Origin of the sequence: Flavobacterium sp. LM5 (assembly GCF_002017945.1) — a bacterium.
Taxonomy (GTDB): domain Bacteria; phylum Bacteroidota; class Bacteroidia; order Flavobacteriales; family Flavobacteriaceae; genus Flavobacterium; species Flavobacterium succinicans.
The window spans coordinates 129553-150060 of the sequence record NZ_MUFX01000006.1 but is presented as its reverse complement, the minus strand read 5'-3'; the positions used below and the strand labels follow the sequence as shown (position 1 = coordinate 150060).

Genomic DNA, 20508 nt, shown 5'->3' with positions numbered 1-20508 from the left:
AGATTATCAATCTGTTGTAAAGCACTTTATATTACGCTTCAATATTTTCAACTGATGCCACCATCAAATTCATGATTTCGTTTTGGGTAGTTAATCCTTTATCATGTAAATACCATAGTTGCAATTCGGCTTTGGCTGTAGCATCTACAACACCATGTTCCTTTTTGTAATTAATAATTAATTCGGCTGCCGCTTTAGGTCTTGGTCCCCAAGTAGCCACCACCTCAGAGGTTTCTTTATCAATAATTACTAGTTTAGGAATCGATCTGGCGCCATTTGTTAAGAAGTGCTGCATGAAGTCGTCATTATCATCTCTAAAAACCACTTTTAAATCAATTTTATCGGTTTCAAGCGCCATTTTATTCATAATCGGCAATAGTTGAGCAGCATCACCGCACCAACCTTCAGCCAAAACTAACCAAATGTATTCGTTTTGTAGCCCTTTCAACTGAGCTGCAATCTCCGGATCCACTTTGATGGTCTTATCCAAACGGTTCATTCTGGTTTCATTAAGAGAACTATAATGCGTTAAATCTTCGGACTGTTCGTGCCCTGATGACTTTCCTTCTTTCAACAAATCTGAAACAATTTTTCTGAAATTAGTATAGGTATGACTATGAAATAATGCTTTCGCTACTGATGTTTTCATTTTATTCTTATTTTTAGGCAAAATTACACAACTGATCTCATAAATTCAGTGATAAAAATCACTTACATCTCTTTAAAATAAAACATTTGATGCTAAATCACACTAAAACTATTGGTTTAACATTATCGGGCGGTGGCTCTAAAGGAATAGCACATGCAGGTGTGCTTCATTTTTTGGAAGAAATAAAAATAGTTCCTCATCAAATTGCAGGGTCGAGTGCTGGCTCCATTGTAGCGGCCTTGTACAGTAGCGGAAAATCGCCTTTGGAAATCTTGGCTTTCTTTAAATCCATTTACTTTTTTCATTGGAAGCATTTCACTTTTTCAAAAGCAGGTTTAATTGATCCTGACGCTTTTAAAATATATTTTTCGACACTCTTCAAGGATACAACATTGGGGGATTTAAAAATTCCACTTTACATCACTGCAACAGATATCGTTAACGGCAAACTGACAATTTTTGGCGAAGACACCAAAGTTATTGATGCTATTTTGGCTTCAAGTGCTTTTCCTGGCATTATTTCACCATACGAAATAGAGGGAAATTTGTATAGTGATGGCGGCATATTGAACCACTTCCCGACGGAATTGCTTCAAGAAACTACCGATTTTTCTATTGGAGTCTATGTAAGTCCTTTGCAAACCGTGCAACCGTCTGACCTGAAATCCATAAAATCCATCACGACACGAGCTTTTGAATTGCTGACTGCCCATTCAAGCATCCGTAAATTCGACAACTGCGATTGGCTCATTCAACCCGAAGCATTATCGGCCTACAGTACCTTCGAAACCAGCAAAACTAAGATGGACGCCATTTTTAAAATTGGCTACGAAGCCGCGAAGCAAAGTTTTGAAAAACTAAATTTAGATATTTAAGGCTCAATATTTCACTAAATTTAGAATATAACTATATTTGCACAAACAATTCAACTATCAAATGAAATACAAAAGAATTCTTCTCAAATTAAGTGGCGAAGCTTTAATGGGTGATTTACACTACGGAATTGATCCAAAACGTTTAGCAGAATATGCACAAGAGATCAAGAAAGTACATGAGCAAGGAGTAGAAATTGCCATTGTAATTGGTGGAGGAAACATTTTTAGAGGAGTGGCAGGTGCGAGTTCAGGGATGGATCGTGTGCAGGGAGATTATATGGGAATGCTAGCTACCGTAATCAACGGAATGGCATTACAAGGTTCTTTAGAAGATAACGGAATGAAAACCCGTTTGATGACCGCTTTAAAAATGGAATCTATTGCAGAACCGTATATCAAAAGAAGAGCCGACCGTCACTTAGAAAAAGGACGTATTGTGATTTTTGGTGCTGGAACAGGAAATCCTTATTTCACAACCGATACTGCAGCCGTTTTACGAGGAATCGAAGTTAGTGCAGATGTCATTTTAAAAGGAACACGCGTTGATGGTGTATATGATTCTGATCCAGAAAAAAATGCTGCTGCTGTAAAATTTGACTACATCTCATTTGAGGATGTATTAAGCAAAGGATTGAACGTAATGGACACCACAGCATTTACTTTGAGTCAAGAAAACAAATTGCCAATTGTAGTTTTTGACATGAACAAAGAAGGCAATTTATTAAAAATCTGCAAAGGCGAAAACATAGGAACAGTAGTTAACATATAAGTTTATGGTGAAAGATTTGTAGTTTATAGTTGACTGCGAACCACCAACAACAAACAACAAACATAAGATTATGACTGAAGAAATTGAATTTATATTAGATAGTACAGAAGAATCTATGAACGGTTCTATTGCACATTTAGAGAAATCATTTTTGAATATCCGTGCTGGAAAAGCATCCCCTGCGATGTTAGGAAGTGTTTTTGTAGATTATTACGGATCCGCCTCACCCCTTTCTCAAGTGTCGAAAATTAGTGTACCAGATGCGAGAACTATTACTTTGCAACCGTTTGAAAAAAGCATGTTGCACCCTATAGAAAAAGCAATTATGGTGGCTAATTTAGGGTTTAACCCAATGAACAATGGAGACGTAATAATCATTAGTGTTCCACCTTTGACCGAAGACCGTCGTAGAGAATTGGCCAAACAAGCCAAAGCCGAAGCCGAAGACGCCAAAATTGGAATTCGTAACGCTCGTAAAGACGCCAATACCGATATCAAAAAATTAGAAAAAGACGGTACCTCTGAAGACATTTGCAAAAGTGCAGAAGAGCAAGTTCAAAACTTAACCAACACTTTCATCAAAAAAATCGATGAATTGCTAGCCGTTAAGGAAGCCGAAATTATGAAAGTGTAACTTTCGCAACAAACATATACGAAACCGTCTCCAAAAGTATCTTGGAGACGGTTTTTTTATGCTATTTTTGTCAATCTAATACAAAAATCGCTTGGGTTCAAAATACACTTTTATGAAGCAATTGAGTTGGTTGTTGCTACTTTTTACGTTCTCTGGGCAAGCGCAATTCCAATGGAATGGTTTGGTGAAAGACGCGAAGACCAATCTACCCTTGCCCTTTGCAAGCATTACCAGCAACACGGGAGTACAAACCGTCTCGGATGTTGACGGGAAGTTTCTGCTCACAAGTGCCAATCCCATCACGGATTTTATCGTCTCGTATATTGGCTACGCTCCTATTCAACAAAACATCATCCCCAACAAAACGTTTTACGGGATTGTACTAGAAGAAAAATCCAATGCCTTGAATGAAGTCATCATTCCAAATGACAATGACGCATTGCGCATTATTCAGCAGGCGATTGCAAATAAAAACAACAACAACCCAAGAAAAAAAAACAAAAGCTATTCCTTCAAATCCTATAACAAACTCTTAGTTACCGCCAATCCTGACTCCATCAACGGAAAAATTGATTCGATTTTTGTTGAAAAAACCTACGGTAAAGAGCTCATAAAAATAGATTCTTCAAATTATAAGTTCAAAGAAATCATCAGCAAGCAACATTTGTTTCAAACGGAGAAAGTGTCCTTTTTTCAGTACCAAAACACTCATTTGAAAGAAGTTATATTGGGTACCAAAATGTCAGGTTTCAAACAACCTATTTACGAGATTATCGCTTTTAATTTGCATTCCTTTTCGATGTATGATGCCAAATACGAATTGTTTGAAACCAAATACAATAGCCCCATAGCCGATGATGCAACAAAGCATTACCACTACAAACTACTCGATTCGGCAACCATAGATGGCAGGAGTACCTACATGATTTATTTCAAAAACAAAAAAAAGAAAAACGCTTCAGGCTTAGAAGGCGTACTATATATTGATACCAATTCCTATGGTATTGCCAAAGCCATCATGCGCATCAAAGGAGTTTTAGACATTAGCAGTACTCATGAGTTTGCGTATTTCCCGGAGGAGAAAATTTGGTTTCCTATCACCAAAACCTTTCAAATTGTAAAAGGAAAAAATGAAAATGATATTAAGATTCTAGGTGGCACCATACAATTTGATGGAGCTGAAGAGGCCTCGTTTATGCCCAGAAAAAAAGAGGCTACAGACATCAGTTATTTACGATCCAAAAGCTACTATTTTGACATTCAATTTGACAAAGTTGTGGATATAAAACAGCCATCCATTGCGATTGAAGTCGAGACCAACGCCATTAACCCGCCAGAATCGTTTTGGCAAACCTACCGCAAGGAGCCCCTTGACCTACGCAGCCAAAAAACCTATAGCGCGGTGGATAGTATCTCTATCAAAAACGGAATTGAAAACAAACTACTGTTTGGCAGGAAAATCATTAATGGGTATGTACCCATCAGTATCATTGATTTTGATTTAAGGAAGTTTGTGAGTTACAACAACTATGAAGGTTTTCGCTTAGGTGTTGGTGGTATTACCAATGATCGCTTTTCAAAAAAATGGAAAATTGAAGGGTATAGCGCATACGGAACTAAAGACGGAACTTTTAAATACAGTTTAGGTATTGGCAGCAGAATCAATAAGTTTTCGAATACTTGGTGGGGCATTTCGTTTACTGATGATGTGCGAGAAATCGCCAGTACTGCATGGGCTGTTGATAAACGTGGTTTTAAAATATACGACCCAAGACCCATAAACATTAGTACTTTTTACCATTATCAAACTTGGAAAACAAGTGTAGAAACCAAATTTATCCCCAAAACCGAGAGTATCTGGGAAATTTCCAACACTTTTGTGGAACCGCGTTTTGATTATGTTTATAATTTAAATGAAAAATTATTCACAAAATACAATTTGACTACAGCCATGGTTTCGTTGCGATGGAATCCGTTTAGCGACTATATGCAAACGCCGACCGGAAGAATTGAAACCGAAAAACGATATCCAAAATTTACGTTTCAATTTACCAAATCGTTACCCAATGTAGGCAATAATGATTTTGAATTTAGCAAAATCGACTTTAGAACCGAGTATCAAAAAAACTATTTGAATGGCCAAAAAACAAGTTTGCTTTTTGAAACCGGTTACGTAGTGGGCGATTTACCTTTGACACATTTGTATAACACCTCGCCCAATAACTTGAATAAAGAAACCATTTTTCAACGGATTACTTTTGGCGGAAAAAACAGTTTTGAAACCATGTTTTTTAACGAATTTTTCTCCAGTAAGTTTGCTTATTTTCAATTCAAACATCAATTCAATCGGATTCCTATCTTGAAAAAAGTGAAGCCAGTGTTGGTATTGGTGAGCCGAATGGGATGGGGCGACATGGAAAAACCAGAGCAACATGTGGGTATTGATTATAAAACCTTACGCGACGGTTTTTTTGAATCGGGTATTGAATTGAATCAGATTATTAATGGTTTAGGCTTGAGTGGTTTTTACCGATATGGCCCGAATCAATTGCCAAAATTTCAAGACAATATTGCGGTAAAAATTAGCTTTATTTTGAATTTAGGATTTTGATTGTTTGCAGGGTTAAGCGAGGGATGTAAGCCAATGCCATTAAGTAAAGAGATTTTTGATTGAAGAGCAACGATTCTTGATTTTTGATTTTGTGCTAATAAATAAGAAAAACTAGTTTTTTCAATGGTTTACACATCAGCAATCAAAAATCGTTATTCAAAAATCAGCAATCAAATTATTGATTATTTCTTAACTTAATGACATCGTGATGGAAGCGGGATCCTCGTAACGCAGCGGAGAGATATAGCGTAAAGCCCGACAGCATAAAAAAGAGAGCCATTCACCGGCAGGGATGAATGGCTCTCTTTTTTATGGTGGCACGCCCAATTTACCTAAGGTTTTAGTATAAGTACTGAGGGTACGCCGCTCAACCAAATACTTCGGGAATCAACTAGGGCTTTCCAACTTTCGAGACTGATCATCATTAAATCTTGATCGGCCAGGAACTCTTTTTTGATGATTTTTTCGCCATACAACGTGATGTTGTTAGGGAACTTATGTTCTAACGAACTGATGGCGCTTCCGATGACGAAATTGGACTTGATGTGTCCGTTTACATCTAACACTACCACTTTGGATTTATTATTGTGAATCATTTTTTGAGCATAATCGATCAAAAAGGCATCTTCGGAATTGAAGATCGGGATAAAAACAGTGTTGACTTTTTGTAAATCTTTATCGATCAAAATTCCTACTGGCATTTTGGCTTTGAGTAATATTTGTCGGGTGCGCTCGTCAAAAGGAGAATTGGCAAACAAGCCTTCTTTGCCAGTGAATTTGTCCATTAATCGTTCTGGATTAATGATTCGGGTGGTAAACCCAATGACTTTGCCGAGTAAAGTGCCTTCGAAAATAGATTTTCCGAGTCCAATTAACAACAAATCGTATTCGCCATGATTGGCCGTATCGGTGATTTCGGATTCGATGTCCAAAGTGGCTTTGAACAAAGTCGTAACTTCCTGTTTTAGCAGTTTGGATTCTTCTTCTATGGGAAGAAAAGCAGCGGTTTCTTTATCTTCGATGGCAAACGAATGCATTTCGTTGCTCAAAGAAAGGTGCATAGCGGTAACCGAGGCGTCTTTTTGTTTTCGAACAAAAGCATTCGCCAAACGAAGCAATGATCTTCCTTTTTCGTTGTTCCCAAAAGATAGCAAGATACGATAGACTTTGACTTGCTCGCTTTCTTCAGAATCGACATCGTCTTTGGTTTTGAAAATAAAATTAATAAGGTTCAACGCTGGCCCAGTCATAAACGTAGTAAACAAGGCCATAATTACCATCATGGTAAAGACAGCCGGAGTTAAAACCCCTAACTCTAGCCCAATGTTGAGAACAATTAATTCCATCAAGCCACGTGTATTCATTAATGCGCCGATGGTAAGGCTATCTCTCCAGTTTTGCCCCACAAATTTAGCAGCAATGGCACTCCCGAAAAACTTTCCAACAACTGCGACTAAAATGATGCAACCGGTGACTTTCCATAAATAAGGATCATTTATCAATCCGATTTCGGTTCGCAATCCGGTAAAAACAAAAAACAAAGGCAAGAGCAAAATGACGGATACGTCCTCTACTTTTTCAATGAATAAAATTCGGAACTTGGTAACATCAGGCATGATTACACCCGTCATAAAAGCACCAAAAAGGGCATGAATTCCAATAACCTCAGTGGCATATGAAGCAATAATTAAGGTTACAAAAAAGATGGCTACTACCGGTTTACTAATGTTTTCTTTAGTGGCGTATAAATCACCAATTCGTTTTAGAAACGGTTTTACAATAAGCAACATAATCAGTACAAAACCTACCGATAATGAAATCACATACAACGAACTCACAAAAGAGCCTGCTTTTACAATAGCAATAACGGCTGCCAACAAACACCAAGCCGTGATATCATCGGCAGCAGCGCAAGTGATGACAATGGCACCTAATTTGGTTTTATGAATGCCGCGTTCTTGAACAATACGTGCCAAAACGGGAAACGCAGTAATACTCATTGCAATTCCCATGAACAAACTGAACGAAAGGAATTTTACCCCGTCGGGAGCAAATTGATCATACACAAAATACGCCAAACCAATTCCGAGGGTAAACGGAAAAATAATACTCGCATGACTAATAACAACCGCTTCGTTGGCTTTGTTTTTCAGTACTTTCAAGTCTAGCTCCATTCCAATTACATACATGAAAAGTATCAAACCGATTTGACTCAGAAATTTCAAATTACCCAGTGAAGCATCGGGAAACAGTACTTGAGAAAACTCCGGAAAATACATACCTAACAAGGACGGCCCCAAAGCAATTCCGGCAATAATTTCGCCAATTACAGACGGTTGTCCAATTTTTTTAAATACCCAACCAAAAATTCTTGCTACAACAATAATGGTAATAATTTGGGCCAACAATATCGCTAAGGGCTCCTGAAAACTGTGTTGCATGGTCTCTATAAAATCCAACCAAGCGTCCTTTGAACTTATTTTGGTTTTCACCACATCATTGCCTTCTAGAAGTTTTCCATTTTGAATAATCCAATACATTAACACGGAAAAACCACCCGTAACCGTGATATAAAAAATAGAGTTCCTGTACTTTTTCATTGATTTAATTTAATACGTAATGAGTGACTTGTTATAGCAAAGATGAGAAAATCAAACAAAAGTATTGCACTACAGTGAAAAATAGTAACCAAAAAATAATAGTAATTCAATATTTATTAAAAAAAACCGACACGGCACCAAAGAATTTTAATTTTTCAGTATGCATTTGTTACCTTTGCTGCCTTTTAAATACAGAAAATGATTAAATGGTTTAGTTTAGGATTTTGGGAACTCATAGCCCGTATTGTCCTTAGAAATAGATTGCTAATGATCGCTATCATTGCAGCCCTCACGGTCTTCTTGGCGATGCAATGGAAAAACATTCACTTTACGTTTACCGAAGCCAATATGTTGCCCGAAGACAACATTGCCAACATAGAATACAATGCCTTTTTGGATAAATTTGGAGAAGAAGGAAATCTGATTATTATTGGCGTTAAAGATGCTACTTTTTTCACCCCAAAGGCCTATAAAGCTTGGAGCACCTTAATGAATAGCATTAAGAATGATCCTACCATTGATTTGGTGGTTTCAATAAATGATTTGAAAAAACTTCAAAAAAATGAAGCATTAGAAAAATTTGAATTGATTCCGTTTGTCGACGAAGCCAAGGTACTAGATCCGGATTACTTAAAAACGATCAAAAAGGAGCTTTTTCATGATCTGCCGTTTTATGAAGGTTTGTTATTTAATAAACGTTCAGGAAGTATTCGCTCGGCAATTTACATGGACAAAAAAATTGTCAATACAAAAGCTCGTAAAGAATACATCTTACAGCGCTTAATTCCTGCTATTGAAACTTTTGAAAAACAAACCAATATAGACCTTCGCGTTTCAGGAATGCCCTACATAAGGACTATGAATACTAAAACGATAACAGGCGAAATTAGTATTTTTATTGGCGCTTCCTTGTTGATTACCTCGTTGTTATTTTTCTTCTTTTTTAGAAGCTTCAAGGCGACTTTAATTTCTATCATTATCGTAGTGATTGGCGTAATGTGGTCGTTTGGATTCTTGGGATTATTCAATTACGAAATCACTATTTTAACTGCTTTAGTTCCTTCCTTGATTATTGTGATTGGGATTCCGAATTGTATTTTCTTGACCAATAAATACCATCAAGAATTTAAGGTGCACCGCAACAAAGCCAAAGCCCTGCAAAGAGTCACCACCAAAATTGGCATGGCTACTTTGATGACCAATTTGACCACAGCTATCGGTTTTGCAACCTTCGTTGCTTCGAACAATGACTTACTCATAGAATTTGGCGTGGTGACTTCGATCAATATCATGGCGCTCTTTTTCCTGAGTTTGGTTTTGATTCCTATTTTTCATAGTTACTCGAATCCTCCCAAAGAAAGACATCTTAAACATTTGGATCGAGGCACGGTTCAAAAATTCATGAACTGGATTTTGAATACAATCAAAACCAATCGTTTTTCTATTTATGTGGCTTCAATCGCGTTACTGATATTCAGTATTATTGGAATTTACGAGATGCGTATTTCAGGCAGTTTGATTGAAGACATGCCCAAAAAAGAAGCCTTCTTTCAGGATATTGTTTTCTTTGAAAAAGAATTCGATGGTGTGATGCCGCTCGAAATCATGATTGATACCCAACGTAAAAAAGGCGTCATGAAATTGTCGACCCTAAAACGAATGGAAGAATTCGAGGAAGCAATCGCTGAAATTCCGGGATTATCCAAACCCATTTCGATTGTGAATTTGGTGAAATATTCCAAACAAGCGTATTACAATGGCAATCCTGAATATTACGACTTACCCACTGCTCAAGAACAAGCTTTTATCCTTTCGTATGCAAAAAATGCCGCTGGAAACGGAAAAGAAAACATCATGAAAAGCTATGTGGATAGCACGGGGCAATATGCCCGAATCACCACCTTTATGCGCGATGAAAATGGCGCACAAATTGCCGAAATTGAAAAACAAGTTAAAGAAAAAGCTGCAAAACTATTCCCAAAAGAGCGCTTCAAAGTGACCATTACTGGAAAAGCGCTAGTTTTTCAAAAAGGAACGGGTTATCTCCTAGACAACCTGCTTAGTTCCTTATTGTTTGCTCTTTTCTTAACGGCAGTGCTAATCGCTTTTATGTTCCGTTCTGTAAAAATGGTAATCGTTGCCATTATTCCCAATTTATTACCACTATTTTTAACCGCAGGATTGATGGGCTTTTTGGATATCCCATTAAAACCTTCGACTATTTTAGTGTTTGGGATTGCCTTTGGACTATCTGTAGATGACACCCTTCGATTCTTGTCGCAATACCGTGAGGAATTGAAGAAGAACAATTGGAAAATCAAAAAATCAGTGTATGCTACGTTTAAAGAATCGGGATTAAGTATGTTTTATACATCAATTGTATTGTTTTTTGGATTCTCGGTATTTATGCTGTCCAGTTTTGGTGGAACAATTGCTTTAGGCGGATTGATTTCGTTGACTTTATTATTTGGTATGTTATCGAATTTGATGTTGCTACCCGCTTTGGTGTTGACTTTGAATAAAACCTTAGCCAACGAGCAAGAATTCATTGAACCTAAAATCGACCTGATCGAACCGAGTGACGAGAAAATTGACACATTAACAGCCCAGAAAAAATAGAGAACTGTCATGAGAAAATTAATTATATCACTACTGTTTTTGGTTCTTTCAGCAGGTGCTTGGAGTCAAACGACTACTATTTATTTGATTCGTCATGCCGAAAAAGTAGACAATTCTAAAAATCCTGATTTATCAAAATCAGGATGGGAACGCGCCGAACATTGGAAAACGATTTTGAATCAGGTTCCACTAAAGGCAGTGTACAGCACTGATTATTTGAGAACGGTACAAACCGCTACTCCTACAGTTACAAGCAAAAATTTGGAGATTATAAAATATGACCCAAAAACTCTCGACCTTGAAAAACTCAAAAATGAACACAAAGGTCAAGCTATTTTGATTGTAGGCCATAGCAATACGACGCCTGATTTAGCAAACAAAATTATTAATCAAAAGGTGTATGCGCCAATTGATGATACTGTTTTTGGAAATTTATACATCATTACCATTAGCGGAAATGAAGTAAGTCACCAATTGCTGCAAGGGTTGTAAATCAAGAAACGACTGGTTTCCCTACTGCCCTAGACCCCAATGTCATTAAGTTAAGGATTAAATGATAAAATGATTGCTGATTTTTGATTAACGATTTTTGATTGCTGATGTTTAAAATACTTAAAATCAAATGATTTTTACTCACTTTCCCCAAAATCTAAAATTAAGAATCGTTAATCTTCAATCTAAAATCTCTTAACTTAATTAAACTAATTAAAATGAAAATTACCAGAATTTATTATGGACTCATAATTATTTGTTGCTTACTGACTCCTTTTTTTGCTTTTACTGTTTATCGTCAATATTGTTATGTAACTGGTAATTATTCAGAAAAAATGATGCGAGTTGAAAAACTTACACGAGATCCCTCAAGTTCAAAACGTATTTCAACTACTATTTATGGGCAAATTGATAAGCAAAAAGTATACTTTAATTCATATGATGATGAGGCATATGATTTTATGTCATATATTAATACTAAAACAGAACAATCAATTGATTACAATAATTTAACACCCTTAAAGTTGTATGTACAAGTCGTTAAATTTGGAACTTCAAAGTATGTATTATACATAAAAAAAACACAGTCCAAAGAGGAAGCAATTAAAGAAAACTTACACTCTTGGATTTTTACAGAAATCTTAAGTTATGGTTTACTATTAACGTTTTTTATTTTAAAAAAGAAGTATGAAAACAAGAATTAAATTATTTTTCTAATAAGTTTATTACATCAATCTGGGTATTGCCAAAAAGTTAATTTTGCCCCCCCCTGCTAGTGGGCGCAATGTCATTAAGTTAAGGATTAAATGATAAAATGATTGCTGATTTTTGATTAACGGTTTTTGATTGTTGATATTTAAAATACTGAAAATCAAATGATTTTTACTCACTTTCCCCAAAATCTAAAATCAAGAATCGTTAATCTTCAATCTAAAATCTCTTAACTTAATGACATAGCCCTAGCCCCGATTGTAGTAGAAATCCTTGTGAAAATAAAGACTAATTTTTCTTGACAAAAAAGAGCGACCAGCGGAAGCTCCTTTTTTGGCTTAGAAAAATAGTATTTATTGAACAAGATTGTAACGAAAAGCGGGAAATAGCTCCTAAAAAATAAACACAAAACAATTATATTTGCATAACGCTTAAAGCACCGATTTTTGTTTTGAGCGCGTATTTAAATCTATAATCTAAAATGAAGATGAAACACACAAAAGTTAAAGACTTATTAAACAGCACTACTACGCTGCAAGAGATCAATGCTAAAGGTTGGGTAAGAACGTTTAGAAATAATCAGTTTATTGCGTTGAATGACGGGTCGACTATCAATAATATTCAATGTGTGGTTGATTTTGAAAACACACCAGATGAGACACTAAAACGCATTACCACTGGCGCTGCCGTTTCGGTAACTGGAACATTGGTGGAGAGCCAAGGTGCGGGACAAAAATATGAAATTCAGGTAAAGCAATTGGAAATTTTGGGCGACTCAGATGCGGAGAAATTCCCAATGCAGCCTAAAAAACACTCTTTGGAATTTTTGCGTGAGAATGCGCATTTGAGAGTAAGAACGAATGCTTTTGGCGCGATTATGCGTGTGCGTTCGGTTTTGGCTCACGCAGTGCACACGTATTTTCAAGAGAAAGGTTTTGTATATGTGAATACGCCAATTATTACTGGATCGGATGCGGAAGGTGCGGGTGAAATGTTTAAAGTGACCGCTTTGCCTTTTGACAACACACCAAGAACGGAGGAAGGTAAAGTTGATTACAAAAAAGATTTCTTTGGTAAAGAGACCAACTTGACGGTTTCTGGACAATTAGAAGGTGAAACGTTTGCCATGGCTTTGGGTCAGATTTATACTTTTGGCCCTACATTTAGAGCTGAAAACTCAAATACTTCTCGTCACTTAGCAGAATTTTGGATGATTGAGCCAGAGGTGGCTTTCAATGATTTGGAAGACAATATGGATTTGGCTGAGGATTTCATTCAATTTGTGATTAAATATGTAATGGATAAATGTCCAGAGGATTTGAAATTCCTAGAAGGGCGTTTGTTAGAAGAAGAAAAATCAAAACCCCAAGCCGAAAGAAGCGAAATGGCTTTGTTGGAGAAATTGAACTTTGTATTGGAAAACAATTTCAAACGCGTTTCGTATACGGAAGCCATTGATATTTTGAGAAACAGTACCCCAAACAAAAAGAAAAAATTCCAATATATTATCAACGAATGGGGTGCTGATTTACAATCAGAACACGAACGTTACTTGGTGGAAAAACACTTTAAATGTCCAGTGATTTTGTTTGATTATCCAGCCAACATCAAAGCATTTTATATGCGTTTGAATGATAATACAGAACCTGGAAAAGAGACAGTTCGCGCCATGGATATTCTTTTCCCAGGCATTGGAGAAATCGTAGGTGGTTCTCAAAGAGAAGAACGTTTTGATGTTTTAGTCGAAAAAATGAAAGCCTTAGGTATCGATGAAGAAGAATTGTGGTGGTACTTAGATACCAGACGTTTTGGATCAGCCGTACACTCTGGTTTTGGTCTTGGCTTCGAAAGATTGGTATTGTTTGTAACTGGAATGACGAATATTCGTGACGTAATTCCTTTCCCAAGAACACCAGGCAGTGCCGAGTTTTAAAAAGTTTACTGTTGTTTAAAATGGTTTAAAGTTGTTACCTACAACACAACAACTTTAACCCTTTAAACCTTAAACCTTTAAACTATTAAAAAAAATGCTAAAGCAATTTTTAAATTTAAAATTATCACAGAAATTATCTCCACAACAAATTCAGTTGATGAAGTTAATTCAATTGCCTACGCAAGCCTTTGAACAACGTTTATTAGAAGAAATGAACGAAAATCCGGCTCTAGAAGCAGGCAAAGAAGACGACTACGAGAAAGACGAATTTGAATCTGAAGACTACGACGATTATGATGATCCCGAATCAGATCGTATAGAAGCCGACGATATCGACGTGGACGACTATTTGAATAGTGACGATATCCCCGATTACAAAACACAAGCTAATAACTACAGTGACGATGATGAAGAGCGCGAGACTCCCTTTGCTGCTCCTATTAGCTTTCATCAAGATTTAATCAATCAGCTCAATACTTTTATTTTAAACGATGAGGACCGAGAAATCGCGGAATTCTTAGTGGGAAGTATTGATGATATGGGATACATCCGAAGAAGCATCGCTGACATTGTAGATGATTTGGCCTTTACACAAGGCATTTATACTGATGAAAAAAACGTAGAACGCTTGCTTCACGTTGTTCACGAATTGGAACCCACAGGAGTTGGTGCAAGAGACCTACAAGAATGTTTGCTTTTGCAACTCAAACACAAAACGCCTACAGAATATATTGAATTAGCCATTGATATAATCGAAAATCAATTTGATGCTTTTACCAAAAAACACTACGAAAAATTGATTCAAAAATACAATGTTTCCAACGAGCAATTAAAAAAAGGCATTCACGAAATTGAAAAACTAAACCCAAAACCGGGAGGATCACTGGCTGGAAACAACAAAGTTACCGAAAATATTGTTCCTGATTTCGCCATCAGAATTATTGAGGGCGAACTCGAACTAACGTTAAATGGTCGAAATGCACCTTCGCTTCATGTATCTAAGGACTATCAGGAAATGATGCAGACCTATAAAGATTCTAAAGACAAATCCAACCAACAAAAAGAAGCCGTTCAATTCATCAAACAAAAATTAGATTCCGCCAAATGGTTTATTGATGCCATTCGACAACGTCAAGAAACACTTTTTGTAACCATGAATGCCATCATGCATTACCAAGAAGAATTTTTCCTAGATGGCGATGAGACCAAGTTAAAACCAATGATTTTGAAAGACATTGCCGATTTGGTTGGTCTTGATATTTCGACAATTTCTAGGGTGGCCAATAGCAAATATGTAGAAACACCCTACGGCACCAAATTGATTAAAGAATTTTTCTCCGAAGCGATGATGAACGATCAAGGTGAAGAAGTTTCAACTTTAGAAATCAAGAAAATTCTAAAAAATACGATCGAAGAAGAAGACAAACACAAACCACTTCCCGATGACCAATTGGCTGAAATTTTAAAAGAAAAAGGCTATCCTATTGCCAGAAGAACAATTGCAAAATATCGAGAACAACTTGATATTCCAGTGGCGAGAATGCGGAAGAAAATGTAGTAGTTTTCAAGTTTTATGTTTCTAAAAAAAGCATATTTGCAAGCCTTTTAAGGTAACAACTCTTTTTTTGTAAGTTTACTACGATTATGATAACGGATATTAACGAATTAGACTTAAATAAAACCTATACTTATGCTGATTATTTAACTTGGCAGTTTGATGACAGAGTAGAGCTATTGAGCGGAAAAATTTTCAGTATGGGGTCAACCCCAAATACTACTCATCAAAGAATATCTGGGGAGTTAACAGGTGTACTTTATAATTTTTCTAAACAACATCAATGCAATTTATTTGCTGCACCTTTTGATGTTCGATTGATAGATAAAAAAAAATCGACTTTAGACCAAGATATTTTTTCAGTTGTACAACCCGATTTATTTGTGATTTGTGACGAAACAAAAATTGATGAAAGAGGTGCCATTGGAGCTCCTGATTTGGTCATTGAAATTTTATCGCCAGGAAATTCCAACAAAGAAATGAAGTATAAATTTGACTTGTATGAAGAAGCGGGAGTTCTAGAATATTGGATTGTAAACCCCGCAGATAAAACCCTTTTTATTTATGTTCTGAAAGAAAATCAATTCATAGGAATGCATCCATTAATTGAAGAAGATTCGATTCAAAGTAAATTATTTCCCGACTTAGATTTTCAATTAGCCGAAATATTCAATTAAAAAAAGAACCCTTTCAAGTATGTACTAGAAAGGGTTTTATGTTTTTAGATTATTTCTTTTCTTTAGCATCATGCATCGCATGATAATAAGCGGCTCGACTCAAAGGTTCATATTCCTCGGTTTCCCCTAGCATAACGAGCTTATCATTGTCGGTTTTTCTGAAACTGTAATTCGCTAAATTCCCTGTTCGGGTACATACGGCATGCACTTTCGTAACATACTCCGCAGTGGCCATCAATGCAGGCATCGGACCGAAAGGATTGCCTTTAAAATCCATATCCAAGCCCGCAACAATTACGCGAATACCTTGATTCGCTAAATCATTACAAACAGCGACAATTTCGTCATCAAAAAACTGAGCTTCATCAATACCTACCACATCACAACCTTGAGCCAACAACATAATATTGGCTGCAGCAGGAACTGGCGTAGAACGAATCTCGTTCTCGTCATGAGACACCACCATTTCCTCGTGATAACGTGTATCAATGGAAGGCTTAAAAATTTCGATTTTTTGTTTGGCAAACTGAGCGCGCTTTAAACGACGAATCAATTCTTCTGTTTTACCCGAAAACATGGAGCCACAAATGACTTCGATCCAACCAAATTGTTCTTTATGATTTACTGTATTTTCGAGAAACATTTTGTATTTTTCTACCTTTAAAAATGAATAGTTTTTATTACTTTGTACTGTCGACAAATTTATTAAAAAAGACACACCCTATTCATTATAAATTCCAAAAGTTATGAAAAAAAGATTGGAAGCTGATTTAGTTAGCATTGCGCATAGAATTCTAAAACTCAAAAACAAATCTGATGTGAATGTCCTACTTTTAGAAACCCAAAAACTACATGAAAAACTAGCGGTTTTAAAATTTATACAGGATAATTTCGGAGAAGTCAAACCAACCATTGGACAAGCGGCTTTAGAAATAGAAGTTGAAAAAGCTTTTGACAAACTCGAGAGCTCTCCTGAAATTGTGCTTCCTGCATCTGCTGCAACAATCGAAAAAGTGCAAACAGAAAATGATCTTCCGAAACAAACATTCGTTACTGAAATTTTAGAAGAAGTTGCTCCAAAAAGTACTATTGAAGAAACAATTTTATCCGAAATTGAAGCGACTGAAAATGAAATTCCAAGTATTGAAGACGTTCTAAAAGAAGAAGAGAAACCAATACTTGAAGCTATAGTAGAAGAAGTTGTCGCAACAGAAGAAATGAAAATCCAAGAACCAGAAACTGTTTTACCTTTAGAAGAGATTAAACAAGAAGTAATCCAAATTTCTTTTGAAGAATTATTAGGAGGAAGCTTTACTGAACCTCAATTTGTAAAAGCAGATAGTATCGAAGCAGGTAAAACCAATGCAACCGTTTCGCCTTTTGATTTAGCTTTTGATAAAGTAGAAACACTAACCGAAGAAAAAGAGAACAAACCTAAATCATTAAACGAGAAGTTAAGCAAAGGTATCGCCATAGATTTGAACGATCGTATTGGATTTGTAAAACATCTTTTCAACAACAGTAACGAGGAATACAATCGAGTTTTGAGTCAACTGAATAGCTTTACTACTTTTCACGAAACCAAAGCCTTTATTGATGAAATGATAAAACCTGAATACAACAACTGGGAAGGTAAAGACGATTATGCCCACCGATTCATCGAAATCGTAGAGAAAAAATTCTTGTAATCCACTCTATTTTACCGCTCCCTTCAATACCTCATCATCAAACACGAACTTCGTATTCTTGCGGATTTCGTGTTTTAACTTTTTAAAATATGTCTAAACTTTATATCGTACCCACTCCAATTGGCAACCTCGAAGACATGACGTTTCGAGCGATACGCATTCTAAAAGAAGCTGATTTGATTTTGGCCGAGGACACCCGAACCAGTGGGAAATTGCTCAAGCATTTTGAGATTAGCACGCACATGCACAGCCATCACATGCATAATGAACACAAAACCATCGAAAACTTGATTGCTAGATTGCAAGCTGGCGAAACCATCGCTTTGATTTCGGATGCTGGAACACCCGCCATCTCGGACCCTGGTTTTTTGATTACTAGAGCTTGTATTGAAAACGGTATTGCGGTAGAATGCTTACCTGGAGCAACCGCATTTGTACCTGCTTTAGTCAATAGTGGTTTGCCGAATGACAAATTTGTTTTTGAAGGTTTTTTACCTGATAAAAAAGGAAGACAAACTCGCTATTTGGCTTTGGCCGAAGAAACGAGAACGATGATTCTTTATGTTTCTCCACACAAATTAGTAAAGACTTTAAGTGAATTTATTACTTATTTTGGTGAAGACCGTCCCGTTTGTGTTTCGAGAGAATTATCTAAAATGCATGAAGAAAACGTACGCGGAACGGTAAAAGAAGTGCTAGCTCACTTTGAAAAAACCGCACCTAGAGGCGAAATTGTAGTGGTGGTTGGGGGAAAACCCATAACCAAAGAAACCAAAAAAAGTAAATTTTCAGAAGAACAATAAAATAGAAAATATGAGCCTAACTACCTTTTTAGAAAAAGTAAAAAACACCCCAAACGCGATTACCTTTCAAGAAACTATCGCGGTTATTGAAGCGCATTACGATTTTGAACCAACAGCTTTCGAAAACGGCTTACAACATAATGCTGCCAACGAGAACAACGGCTCTTGTAAATTGTTTGCTTTTGCTGAATTACAGCAATTATCTCCAGAAGCAACATTAGCTTGTTTTGGAGCGTATTATACTGAAGACGTCTTGAAAAATCCAGAAGGAACAGACCACCAAAACATTCGTAATTTTATGAAAACAGGTTGGGATGGCATCGCTTTTTACGGAGAGCCTTTGACATTGAAACAACAATAATTATTATTTTTAGATAACATTTTTTATAAAAATTGTTATTTGTAGATAACAAAAATAGCAAATAATGTTATTTACAAATAACAATTTCCATATATTTGTTTCTTAAAAAGCATAAAATGGAAAATCTTTTATTAGAATTTCAGCAAAAAATAGCCCGAACTACCTTAGACTTTCAGCGGTACTTAATAGATGAAATCGATTGGAACAATCAATTGATTGCCATAAAAGGCGCAAGAGGTTCAGGAAAAACCACACTGTTATTACAACACATAAAAAAACATTTGAATCTAAAGACTACACTATTTGTTAGCTTAGACAATTTATACTTTATAGAGCATACGGTAATTGATTTAGCCAAGAATTTTTCAAAGATTGGAGGAACACATTTGTTACTAGATGAAGTACACAAATATGCCAATTGGTCGAGAGAACTGAAGCTTATTTATGATGATGTCCCAGAACTAAAAGTAGTGTTTACCTCTTCGTCTATGCTAGAAATCTACAAGTCAGAATCGGATTTGAGCAGAAGAGCGGTGAGTTATGATTTGAAAGAAATGTCATTTCGGGAATTCATTGTTTTTGAAACGGGAATTAATCTAAAACCGATTGATTTTACTACTATCATAGAAAATCACACTGAAATTGCAAGTAGCCTTTTGCAACAAATAAAGCCTATTCCTCTGTTTTTGAAATATTTGGAATTTGGAGCTTACCCTTACTATAAAGAAAACAGTAAGTTGTACCACCAAAAACTGATTAACACGATCAATTTAATTATCGAAATTGACATCAATGCAGTAGACCATATTAGCTACGAATTGATTGTTAAACTCAAAAAATTGCTTTTTGCTATCGCTACAAGTGCGCCTTTTACACCAAATATCACTAAATTGAGCGAGAGAATTGGCGCATCAAGAGCGGTTTTAATTCAAGCCATAAAACAATTAGAGCGAGCCGGTTTGGTCAATGAATTGTACCGCCCCACAAAAGGAATTGGTGCGCTTACAAAACCTGAAAAATTATTTTTGAACAATACGAATTTGATGTATGCCTTAGCAAAGGAAAATACGAATGTGGGCAATTTAAGAGAAACATTTTTTGTCAATCAATTCAAGAATCTTGCAGTAATTCATTTAGCTGAGCAAGGTGACTTTTTGATTAATGAAAAGTATACTTTTGAAATTGGTGGGAAAAACAAAAAACAAGTTCAAATTCAAAATATTGACAACAGTTTTATTGCCAAGGACAATATTGAAATTGGTGTAGGAAATGTAATTCCTGTTTGGCTTTTTGGCTTTCTGTATTAAATAGAGCATAGAAAATAGAACAAATAGAAAAGACGTATTCAGAAGCTATTTTGCTCAGAAAATGTACCAATAAATAGTTGTTTTTGCTTAATAGCGAAAAAATAAAAGCACAATTAAAATACCAACAAAAAGGCAATTTGTGGCTCTTTAACCCCGATAGCAGCGGCATCCTTTGTTTTTTTTCTTTAAAAAAACAAAGATATAGCGGATAGCGGGACCCGTGT

The 20508-nt window shown here is 36.1% G+C and carries 17 protein-coding genes; 14 read left to right on the top strand and 3 right to left on the bottom strand.

All coding sequences use genetic code 11. The annotated features are described in order from the left end of the window. Positions 1–31 precede the first annotated feature (31 nt). Positions 32–649, bottom strand: a complete 618-nt coding sequence (locus BXU11_RS15785) for a thioredoxin family protein (protein ID WP_024981878.1) — start codon at positions 647–649, stop codon at positions 32–34. 89 nt (positions 650–738) lie between these two features. Between BXU11_RS15785 and BXU11_RS15780 the strand changes: the two genes are divergently transcribed. From BXU11_RS15780 to BXU11_RS15765, 4 genes are all read left to right on the top strand, one after another. Continuing rightward, positions 739–1524, top strand: coding sequence for a patatin-like phospholipase family protein (locus BXU11_RS15780; protein WP_078213233.1), 786 nt, complete (start codon positions 739–741; stop codon positions 1522–1524). Positions 1525–1585: 61 nt separating this feature from the next. After that, positions 1586–2293, top strand: coding sequence for a UMP kinase (gene pyrH / locus BXU11_RS15775; protein ID WP_024981876.1), 708 nt, complete (start codon positions 1586–1588; stop codon positions 2291–2293). A gap of 70 nt (positions 2294–2363) precedes the next feature. Beyond that, positions 2364–2927 (top strand): ribosome recycling factor, encoded by a 564-nt coding sequence (gene frr / locus BXU11_RS15770; protein WP_024981875.1) that lies wholly within the window; start codon positions 2364–2366, stop codon positions 2925–2927. Between the two features lie 112 nt (positions 2928–3039). After that, complete coding sequence (locus BXU11_RS15765; RefSeq protein WP_078213245.1) at positions 3040–5538, top strand: DUF5686 family protein; 2499 nt, start codon at positions 3040–3042, stop codon at positions 5536–5538. A gap of 332 nt (positions 5539–5870) precedes the next feature. On the opposite strand, the gene BXU11_RS15760 is transcribed toward BXU11_RS15765, so the two are convergent. Beyond that, a complete protein-coding gene (locus BXU11_RS15760; RefSeq protein ID WP_024982256.1) occupies positions 5871–8138 on the bottom strand; it encodes a cation:proton antiporter in 2268 nt (755 codons plus the stop codon). 198 nt (positions 8139–8336) lie between these two features. On the opposite strand from BXU11_RS15760, the gene BXU11_RS15755 reads away from it, so the two are divergent. The 6 genes from BXU11_RS15755 to BXU11_RS15730 all read left to right on the top strand — a co-directional run bounded on the left by BXU11_RS15755 (position 8337) and on the right by BXU11_RS15730 (position 16125). Further along, positions 8337–10757: an RND family transporter gene (locus tag BXU11_RS15755; RefSeq protein WP_024982255.1), complete on the top strand. Its 2421-nt coding sequence runs from the start codon at positions 8337–8339 to the stop codon at positions 10755–10757. A 9-nt stretch (positions 10758–10766) separates the two neighbouring features. Next, positions 10767–11249 (top strand): histidine phosphatase family protein, encoded by a 483-nt coding sequence (locus BXU11_RS15750; protein ID WP_078213232.1) that lies wholly within the window; start codon positions 10767–10769, stop codon positions 11247–11249. Between the two features lie 218 nt (positions 11250–11467). Further along, entirely contained in the window at positions 11468–11953 is a 486-nt protein-coding gene (locus BXU11_RS15745; RefSeq protein ID WP_078213231.1) for a hypothetical protein, read from the top strand. A 494-nt stretch (positions 11954–12447) separates the two neighbouring features. Then, the gene (gene asnS, locus BXU11_RS15740; RefSeq protein ID WP_024982253.1) at positions 12448–13893 is read left to right on the top strand and encodes an asparagine--tRNA ligase; all 1446 of its coding nucleotides are present in this window, start codon (positions 12448–12450) and stop codon (positions 13891–13893) included. Positions 13894–13987: 94 nt separating this feature from the next. Further along, positions 13988–15451 (top strand): RNA polymerase factor sigma-54, encoded by a 1464-nt coding sequence (gene rpoN / locus BXU11_RS15735; RefSeq protein WP_024982252.1) that lies wholly within the window; start codon positions 13988–13990, stop codon positions 15449–15451. 86 nt (positions 15452–15537) lie between these two features. Next, positions 15538–16125 carry a Uma2 family endonuclease gene (locus tag BXU11_RS15730; RefSeq protein WP_189318542.1) on the top strand — a complete coding sequence of 196 codons (588 nt, stop codon included), beginning with the start codon at positions 15538–15540 and terminating at the stop codon, positions 16123–16125. A 49-nt stretch (positions 16126–16174) separates the two neighbouring features. On the opposite strand, the gene BXU11_RS15725 is transcribed toward BXU11_RS15730, so the two are convergent. Next, entirely contained in the window at positions 16175–16768 is a 594-nt protein-coding gene (locus BXU11_RS15725; protein WP_024982251.1) for a thymidine kinase, read from the bottom strand. A gap of 103 nt (positions 16769–16871) precedes the next feature. Between BXU11_RS15725 and BXU11_RS15720 the strand changes: the two genes are divergently transcribed. From BXU11_RS15720 to BXU11_RS15705, 4 genes are all read left to right on the top strand, one after another. After that, positions 16872–17813, top strand: a complete 942-nt coding sequence (locus tag BXU11_RS15720; protein ID WP_078213229.1) for a hypothetical protein — start codon at positions 16872–16874, stop codon at positions 17811–17813. A gap of 89 nt (positions 17814–17902) precedes the next feature. Continuing rightward, complete coding sequence (gene rsmI / locus BXU11_RS15715) at positions 17903–18616, top strand: 16S rRNA (cytidine(1402)-2'-O)-methyltransferase (RefSeq protein ID WP_024982249.1); 714 nt, start codon at positions 17903–17905, stop codon at positions 18614–18616. Between the two features lie 10 nt (positions 18617–18626). After that, positions 18627–18977 carry a HopJ type III effector protein gene (locus BXU11_RS15710; RefSeq protein ID WP_078213228.1) on the top strand — a complete coding sequence of 117 codons (351 nt, stop codon included), beginning with the start codon at positions 18627–18629 and terminating at the stop codon, positions 18975–18977. A 116-nt stretch (positions 18978–19093) separates the two neighbouring features. After that, positions 19094–20284, top strand: a complete 1191-nt coding sequence (locus tag BXU11_RS15705; protein WP_078213227.1) for an ATP-binding protein — start codon at positions 19094–19096, stop codon at positions 20282–20284. The last annotated feature ends 224 nt before the right edge of the window (positions 20285–20508 follow it).

Bases quoted from the DNA above. Each gene is read 5' to 3' on its own strand.
- BXU11_RS15725 (WP_024982251.1), bottom strand. From the start codon at position 16,768: ATGTTTCTCGAAAATACAGTAAATCATAAAGAACAATTTGGTTGGATC.
- frr (WP_024981875.1), top strand. From the start codon at position 2,364: ATGACTGAAGAAATTGAATTTATATTAGATAGTACAGAAGAATCTATG.
- BXU11_RS15745 (WP_078213231.1), top strand. From the start codon at position 11,468: ATGAAAATTACCAGAATTTATTATGGACTCATAATTATTTGTTGCTTA.
- pyrH (WP_024981876.1), top strand. From the start codon at position 1,586: ATGAAATACAAAAGAATTCTTCTCAAATTAAGTGGCGAAGCTTTAATG.
- BXU11_RS15785 (WP_024981878.1), bottom strand. From the start codon at position 649: ATGAAAACATCAGTAGCGAAAGCATTATTTCATAGTCATACCTATACT.
- BXU11_RS15720 (WP_078213229.1), top strand. From the start codon at position 16,872: ATGAAAAAAAGATTGGAAGCTGATTTAGTTAGCATTGCGCATAGAATT.
- BXU11_RS15755 (WP_024982255.1), top strand. From the start codon at position 8,337: ATGATTAAATGGTTTAGTTTAGGATTTTGGGAACTCATAGCCCGTATT.
- rsmI (WP_024982249.1), top strand. From the start codon at position 17,903: ATGTCTAAACTTTATATCGTACCCACTCCAATTGGCAACCTCGAAGAC.
- BXU11_RS15760 (WP_024982256.1), bottom strand. From the start codon at position 8,138: ATGAAAAAGTACAGGAACTCTATTTTTTATATCACGGTTACGGGTGGT.
- asnS (WP_024982253.1), top strand. From the start codon at position 12,448: ATGAAACACACAAAAGTTAAAGACTTATTAAACAGCACTACTACGCTG.
- BXU11_RS15705 (WP_078213227.1), top strand. From the start codon at position 19,094: ATGGAAAATCTTTTATTAGAATTTCAGCAAAAAATAGCCCGAACTACC.
- BXU11_RS15765 (WP_078213245.1), top strand. From the start codon at position 3,040: ATGAAGCAATTGAGTTGGTTGTTGCTACTTTTTACGTTCTCTGGGCAA.
- BXU11_RS15750 (WP_078213232.1), top strand. From the start codon at position 10,767: ATGAGAAAATTAATTATATCACTACTGTTTTTGGTTCTTTCAGCAGGT.
- rpoN (WP_024982252.1), top strand. From the start codon at position 13,988: ATGCTAAAGCAATTTTTAAATTTAAAATTATCACAGAAATTATCTCCA.
- BXU11_RS15730 (WP_189318542.1), top strand. From the start codon at position 15,538: ATGATAACGGATATTAACGAATTAGACTTAAATAAAACCTATACTTAT.
- BXU11_RS15780 (WP_078213233.1), top strand. From the start codon at position 739: ATGCTAAATCACACTAAAACTATTGGTTTAACATTATCGGGCGGTGGC.
- BXU11_RS15710 (WP_078213228.1), top strand. From the start codon at position 18,627: ATGAGCCTAACTACCTTTTTAGAAAAAGTAAAAAACACCCCAAACGCG.